At 61.3% G+C, this 5914-nt stretch carries 8 protein-coding genes; 6 read left to right on the top strand and 2 right to left on the bottom strand.

Annotated features, from left to right (window positions below):
* The first annotated feature begins 119 nt into the window (after positions 1 to 119).
* On the top strand, positions 120 to 605 hold the full coding sequence (locus CXY80_RS20570; protein ID WP_199182190.1) for a DUF2243 domain-containing protein: 486 nt from the start codon (positions 120 to 122) through the stop codon (positions 603 to 605).
* A 72-nt stretch (positions 606 to 677) separates the two neighbouring features.
* Positions 678 to 1379 (top strand): hypothetical protein, encoded by a 702-nt coding sequence (locus CXY80_RS00520; protein ID WP_104131177.1) that lies wholly within the window; start codon positions 678 to 680, stop codon positions 1377 to 1379.
* A gap of 957 nt (positions 1380 to 2336) precedes the next feature.
* Here the strand turns inward: CXY80_RS00520 and cynR are convergent.
* Positions 2337 to 3209, bottom strand: a complete 873-nt coding sequence (gene cynR / locus CXY80_RS00510) for a transcriptional regulator CynR (RefSeq protein WP_233194743.1) — start codon at positions 3207 to 3209, stop codon at positions 2337 to 2339.
* Positions 3210 to 3324: 115 nt separating this feature from the next.
* Between cynR and CXY80_RS00505 the strand changes: the two genes are divergently transcribed.
* The 3 genes from CXY80_RS00505 (at position 3325) to CXY80_RS00495 (ending at position 4910) form a co-directional block, all read left to right on the top strand.
* Positions 3325 to 3984 carry a carbonic anhydrase gene (locus CXY80_RS00505; protein WP_092452499.1) on the top strand — a complete coding sequence of 220 codons (660 nt, stop codon included), beginning with the start codon at positions 3325 to 3327 and terminating at the stop codon, positions 3982 to 3984.
* A gap of 34 nt (positions 3985 to 4018) precedes the next feature.
* Positions 4019 to 4489, top strand: a complete 471-nt coding sequence (gene cynS, locus CXY80_RS00500; RefSeq protein ID WP_092452497.1) for a cyanase — start codon at positions 4019 to 4021, stop codon at positions 4487 to 4489.
* 184 nt (positions 4490 to 4673) lie between these two features.
* Entirely contained in the window at positions 4674 to 4910 is a 237-nt protein-coding gene (locus tag CXY80_RS00495) for a transposase (protein ID WP_092452494.1), read from the top strand.
* A gap of 10 nt (positions 4911 to 4920) precedes the next feature.
* Here the strand turns inward: CXY80_RS00495 and CXY80_RS00490 are convergent, their stop codons facing one another.
* The gene (locus CXY80_RS00490) at positions 4921 to 5256 is read right to left on the bottom strand and encodes a hypothetical protein (protein ID WP_104131175.1); all 336 of its coding nucleotides are present in this window, start codon (positions 5254 to 5256) and stop codon (positions 4921 to 4923) included.
* On the opposite strand from CXY80_RS00490, the gene CXY80_RS00485 reads away from it, so the two are divergent.
* On the top strand, positions 5249 to 5911 hold the full coding sequence (locus CXY80_RS00485) for a transposase (RefSeq protein ID WP_369828589.1): 663 nt from the start codon (positions 5249 to 5251) through the stop codon (positions 5909 to 5911). The genes CXY80_RS00490 and CXY80_RS00485 overlap by 8 nt on opposite strands.
* The last annotated feature ends 3 nt before the right edge of the window (positions 5912 to 5914 follow it).

Below are 5914 nucleotides of genomic sequence, written 5' to 3'. Positions count from 1 at the left end.
GCCTGGCTCGACGACCAATCCCGACAATCGAATCCCACCCCAAAGGCCGCTTGACATCAATAGGAGCATCCACTCAGCGGGACGTGACCCCCCGGCGTCGCGGGATATAGCGTGAAGCCATGACGAACGGGTGGAATCGGAAGGCCATTGTTAGCGCCAAGCTCGTCACCATCTCGACCCCGATCGGGGGGACGCGCGCACAGCCCCGCGGGATCGGTCTACCCGGCACCATCTTCGGTATCGGATTGGGTGAATTCGTGGATGGGAGCCTGCTGCATCAGATCCTGCAGTGGCACCACATGCTCCCCAGCGCCGCGACGCCGGCAACGTCTGAGAGGTCGCCCACCGCCGATCGCGCGCTTTGTGTTAGCGCTGGGTGCTCTGATGACGAGATCTGGATAAACAGCGACGTCACACAGAGATACCGCGGGCCGACACGGAGCAGGGTGGGGCAAGACCCGTGCGGCGAGGAGCGGCAAGGGGCAGGCGCAAGCATGCGTACAGAGTCAGCAATCACCACTGTCCGGAAACCCGATTTGCGGATACTCTTCGCCGCAGGCATGCGTGCGTGCGTGCGTTCGCATAATGCCAAGGCATTCGGCTGAGGGTTACGTATCAACGCTGTCGCATTTACCGTCGGGATCGTCCCGATGGGCGAGGACACATAGGAGTGAATCGTGAAGAAGAACATCAGACTGGTGCTGGGCGCGAGTGCAGCTGCGCTCATCGCCATGTCACTGGGCGCTGCGCCGGCATCAGCGCATGTCCCAAAATCGGTGCACGGCAACGTGGTGCTGACCGCCCACCTCACAGAGCTTAACGGCTCAGGAGCGTCTGGAACGGCGGTCGCGGTCGTTCGCGGCGAGACGATCCGGGCGATCGGGATCCGCGCGAGGGGTTTGACGCCCGATGCTCCGCACGCACAGCACATCCACTACGGCGAACAGGCCTTGAATGAGTGTCCCACGCTCGCGTTGGACAGCAACGGTGACGGACGACTGAACACCGTTGAGGGTGTTCCGGCGTACGGCCCCGTTGTGGTGTCCTTGAACACCAGTGGAGACACTACGCCGGCCAGTTTTCTGGACGTTTCCCGATTCCCTGTCTCGAAAAATGGCTCCTATAACTACCTCCGGACCAACATCAGATTCACGGACGTGGCGGGAACAGGCTATCCGGGAGCCGAAGGGATCGGCACCGCCGCGCAGATTGCCGAGGCCATCCGCGACGGTGAAGGTGTTGTCGTAATCCACGGAAACGACTACGACGGCAACGGCAACGGAACATACAACCTCAGCGTTCCCGAGGGTGCAAGTGAGCTCGACCCCACCCTCCCCGCCGAGGCAACTGACCCGGTTGCCTGCGGAGTCCTGCACTAGCTGCGAGCGAACGGCTCAAAACTGAGGTCCAGGCGCCGTGCGAGCGCGCACAGTGCCGCACAGTCCTGGACCTCATCCGTCGACAGAATGATCAAGATCGCCCGGCCTACTCAAATGCGCTCAAGCGGGTAGCGGTGTAGTCCGCTTGAGTCGCCCATCTATCCGGTATCGCGGATGTCCATTCTCTCTGAGAAGGCTAGCCCCGGTGCCACGAGTGGCCTACCTCGGATCAGTGGCATGCCCCGGAGGCCAATTCATACCGACGGATGTCGGTGGGCACCGCTATCGAGGGAGGGCGCTTACCGTGGCATACAACGTGTCACAGAAACTCATCGCATCGCACCTGGCCTCCGGGGAGATGGTGCCGGGGACCGAAATCGGCCTGCAGATCGACCAGACCCTCGCCCAGGACGCGACCGGGACCTTAGTCATGCTGGAGTTGGGACGCGGAGGACCGCGACTTTCTTCGCTCCGGCTTACAAGGGTTCGGCCTGTGGTTTTTGAAGGCCAACACGGGGGTGTCACACCCCACGTGTAAAGTCTCGTTCCCAATCTGACAGTTCTGTCTCAGCACCTCGCTGACTTTCGTTATTGCACCCCGTCTCGAGGGCTTGGTTCGGCAGCGGGACGCGGAACCCGCACGATAGGGAATGACACATAACCCATCCCGCACCGACCTCCGCCTCATCATCGCTTTCGGGCCCGACGACGCCCCTCGAGGGGCTGTGACCCGATTCTGCCGCGAACACAACGTGTCCCGGAAACGCCAGAAACGACCTAAGAAATGAGTGTCAAGGAGGTCCCGAGACATAAAGTTCAGGGACGTCCCGAGACAGGACATCCCCGCGATGATGTTTCGTGCCACCCAGCGCCCTCGTTGGTTTTCTCTGTGACGTATCGGTGGTGTTGGACAGGTCTTTTGAGGGTGGCTGCGTTGGCCGCGGCAGGGTCAGGCGGCTAGCTCCACGTCGATATCAGCTCGGTGAAGGCCCGGCTGGCTGCGCTCATGTACGCGCCTTTTCGTCTGAGCAGGGCTGCGGTACGGTGTGGAATGGCTGGCAGTACGGCAACCGGGTTGAGCCCGTGCTGTTCGCGGGCAATGGCTTCGGGCAGCATGGTGGCGAGCTGGCCGCGGCGAACGATTTCCATGATCGCGCTGACGGAGTCAACTTCGATCGCGATGCGCGGGGCAACCCCGTGGTCCCGGAAGTACCCGTCGATGTGGCGCCGAGTCGCAAAATCGCTTCTAAGCAGCACAAGCTGCTCCTGTTCCAACTCCCGCAGGGTCATGGGTGCCTGCTGTCCGGCATGGGGGTGGTTGTTGCCGACAACTAAGCCGAGGGTTTCGACGAACAACGCCTGGGCCTCGATCTCGGACGAACGCACCTCGGCAAATGCGATGCCTAGATCGAGGGTGTCCTCGGCCAGCGCCACCTCGATGCGGTCCTGGGTCATCTCCTGCACGCTCAAGTTAATGCCGGGATAGCGGGTGCGGAAACGTTCGACCAGTGGACCGATCAGGTACGCGGTGAACGTGGGAGTCATCGCCAACCGGAGCGATCCACGGCTCAGGTCCTGCACGTCGTGGATGGCCCGGGTTCCGGCGTCAAGTTCCCGCAGCGCGCGTTGGGTATAGCGCAGGAAGGTCGCGCCAGCGTCTGTCAGCCGCACGGTCCGTCCGGACCGATCCAAGAGTTGAACGTTTAACGAGTTCTCCAGTTGCCTGATCTGTTGGGACAGCGTCGGTTGGGAGACGTGGAGCGCCTCGGCCGCACGAGTGAAGTTCTGGTGTTCCGCGACCGCGGCCAGGTAACGAATGTGGCGCAACATCACAATTCTCCGACTATAGAAATTACTTATTGACTCCATCATAAAGAGGTCTTGGACACTATATATAGTTTCCGTCATCCTTGAGTTATCCCCCAAAACATCGAGGAGACAGCCCATGCAAGACATCATTAAAGGCTTTCTGAAATTCCAACGGGAAGCCTTTCCGGCGCGCTCTGGACTCTTCAAGGAGCTGGCCACCGGCCAGAACCCGAAGGCCTTGTTCATTGCTTGCTCGGATAGCCGGGTCGTGCCAGAGCTGCTGACCCAACAGGAACCGGGTGACCTGTTCGTGATCCGCAACGCCGGCAACATCGTGCCCGCCTACGGCCCGGAGCCCGGCGGTGTCTCCGCGACAGTCGAGTACGCGGTCGCCGTCCTGGGCGTCACGGACATCATCATCTGTGGCCATTCCGACTGCGGAGCGATGACTGCCATCGCGACCGACACGAACCTGGACCACTTGCCGGCTGTGGCCAACTGGCTTGCCCACGCCGACGCGGCGAAGGCCGTCAACGCCGCCCGCACCCACGGATCGGCCCAGGAGTCGTTGAAGGCCATGGTCCGCGGCAACGTCATCGCCCAGCTGACCAACATCAGGACCCATCCCTCCGTCGCCCTAGCCCTGGATCAAAACCGGCTAAACCTCCACGGCTGGGTCTACGACATCGAAACCGGCTCCATGGACACCCTGCACGGTGGCACCGGCCATTTTGTCCCACTTGCGGGCAATACGCAGGACCATGCCACGCCTGCCGTCTCCGGCCTGGCCGCCTAACCACCTCACATCACCAAAAGAAAAGGAAAACACCATGATTCATTCCCAGAACACCCAGGCTCCGCGCGAGGAACTGACCGCCGCCATCATCGACGCCAAGATGCGCAAGGACCTCTCCTGGCAGGAACTGACCGATGGCACTGGCCTGAGCCTTGTCTTCGTCACCGCCGCCCTGCTCGGTCAGCATCCGTTGCCCGAAGCCGCTGCGGAAATCGTCGCTGATCGGCTGGGTCTGGGCAAGGACGCCGCAATTTTGCTGCAGACTATTCCGCTGCGCGGCAGCAACCCCGGCGGCATCCCGACCGACCCCACCGTTTACCGGTTTTACGAAATGATGCACGTTTACGGCTCCACTTTGAAGGCCCTGGTCCACGAACAGTTCGGTGACGGCATCATCAGCGCCATCAACTTCAAACTAGACATCAAGAAAGTTGAAGACCCCGAAGGCGGTTCACGTGCCGTGATCACCCTCGACGGAAAATACTTGCCCACCAAACCCTTCTAAACCAGGCCTGGCGGCGGCCTCGCGATCGGGGCCGCCGTCTATCCCATGAAACAACCTCGCAGGCAACGACAAATCATGGATTTCGTCCGACGCACCATCGACATCGCACGCGCAACGTCGAGGCGGGTGGGCGGCCGTTTGGCGCGTTGCACTGTTCTTGGACACGGCATCGTGATCTAGGAAGTTGAACGAATTGACCAGTAACGAGAAAAAGCCCAAGCGCTCGTTCTCCCCTCAATTTCGCGCGGAGGCCGTGCAGCTCGTCATCACGACGGGCCGGCCGAACAAGCACGTCGCCGACGAGCTCGGCATCACGGATCAGTCTTTGGGCCTGTGGGTGAAGCAGTTCAACGCCGAGAACGAGGCCCGCTCTGTCGCCGCCGCGGCTGAGCCGATGCCGGGAAGATGTCAACCTTTGTGAGTCAGTTTCTTTAGCCGGTCATTGAGTTCGTTCCTTCCTTTTCGGGTTCGTTGAGCCAGGTCGTCGTCGGGAACGTTGGTGGCTGCGGGTGCTGCCGCACAAAGCGTTCAGGATGCTCGGCATATGCGGTCGTGAGGACGCGGGCGCGGGCGTGATGGATAGCGGGTGCGCGGCCGTGGTGAACGTTGAACGGGGTGTGCATACCAGTGCCCGAATGACGTTGTTCGCCGTTGTACCAGTCGTAGAATTCGGTGCAGAACGAGCGTGCTTCGGCGAGGCTGGAGGGTGTCAGATGGTCTGTGTAAGGGGTTGCGGATCTACTCGAAGGAGTGACACTGATGGTCATGACGAATCGAAGCGAGTTGCACAAGGCACCGCGGTCCCCGTCGCAGTTGGCGGCGGCGAAAGCGATCGATGAGCTCCGCGACAGCGGCACCTTGGATTCCCTGTTCTCAAAGATCGATGCCGGCGAGCTGCAACTCACGGGAGAAGGCGGGTTCGTTCCCGGCCTGATCAAAGCGGCCCTCGAGCGGGGCTTGCAGGTCGAGCTGACCGAGCACCTCGGCTACGAGAAGGGCGACCCGGAAGCACGGTTCTACCCGAACTCTCGGAACGGCTCGTCGCCCAAGGTGGTCGACGCTGAGGTCGGCGAACTGGATTTGGACATTCCCCGCGACCGGAGTGGGAGCTTCGTGCCGCGCCTGGTGCCTAAGGGGTCACGGCGCCTTGGTGGTCTCGATGACATGATCATTTCGCTCTATGCCGGCGGGATGACGATCCGCGATATTCAACAGCACTTGGTCTCGACGATCGGCACGGACCTGTCACCGGAGACGATCTCGAAGATCACTGACGAGGTGCTCGACGAGGTGCTCGACGAGGTCTTGGAGTGGCAGCAGCGGCCGCTGGAGGTCCGGCAGTTTCTACTGGTCGTTGCGAATCCCGAGCAGGGAGAAACCAATGGTCAGATTTGCACCGAACAAGATGCCGGCAGCGGTTAAGCG

Source organism: Cryobacterium sp. M91 (assembly GCF_002929615.1).
GTDB lineage: Bacteria > Actinomycetota > Actinomycetes > Actinomycetales > Microbacteriaceae > Cryobacterium > Cryobacterium levicorallinum.
The sequence above is the reverse complement of the archived record's forward strand: the minus strand, read 5'-3'. Positions and strand labels throughout refer to the sequence as shown.

What these genes read in the sequence shown, in the direction of transcription:
- CXY80_RS20570 (WP_199182190.1), top strand. Translation starts at nt 120, where the DNA reads ATGACGAACGGGTGGAATCGGAAGGCCATTGTTAGCGCCAAGCTCGTC.
- cynR (WP_233194743.1), bottom strand. Translation starts at nt 3,209, where the DNA reads ATGTTGCGCCACATTCGTTACCTGGCCGCGGTCGCGGAACACCAGAAC.
- CXY80_RS00505 (WP_092452499.1), top strand. Translation starts at nt 3,325, where the DNA reads ATGCAAGACATCATTAAAGGCTTTCTGAAATTCCAACGGGAAGCCTTT.
- cynS (WP_092452497.1), top strand. Translation starts at nt 4,019, where the DNA reads ATGATTCATTCCCAGAACACCCAGGCTCCGCGCGAGGAACTGACCGCC.
- CXY80_RS00485 (WP_369828589.1), top strand. Translation starts at nt 5,249, where the DNA reads ATGGTCATGACGAATCGAAGCGAGTTGCACAAGGCACCGCGGTCCCCG.
- CXY80_RS00490 (WP_104131175.1), bottom strand. Translation starts at nt 5,256, where the DNA reads ATGACCATCAGTGTCACTCCTTCGAGTAGATCCGCAACCCCTTACACA.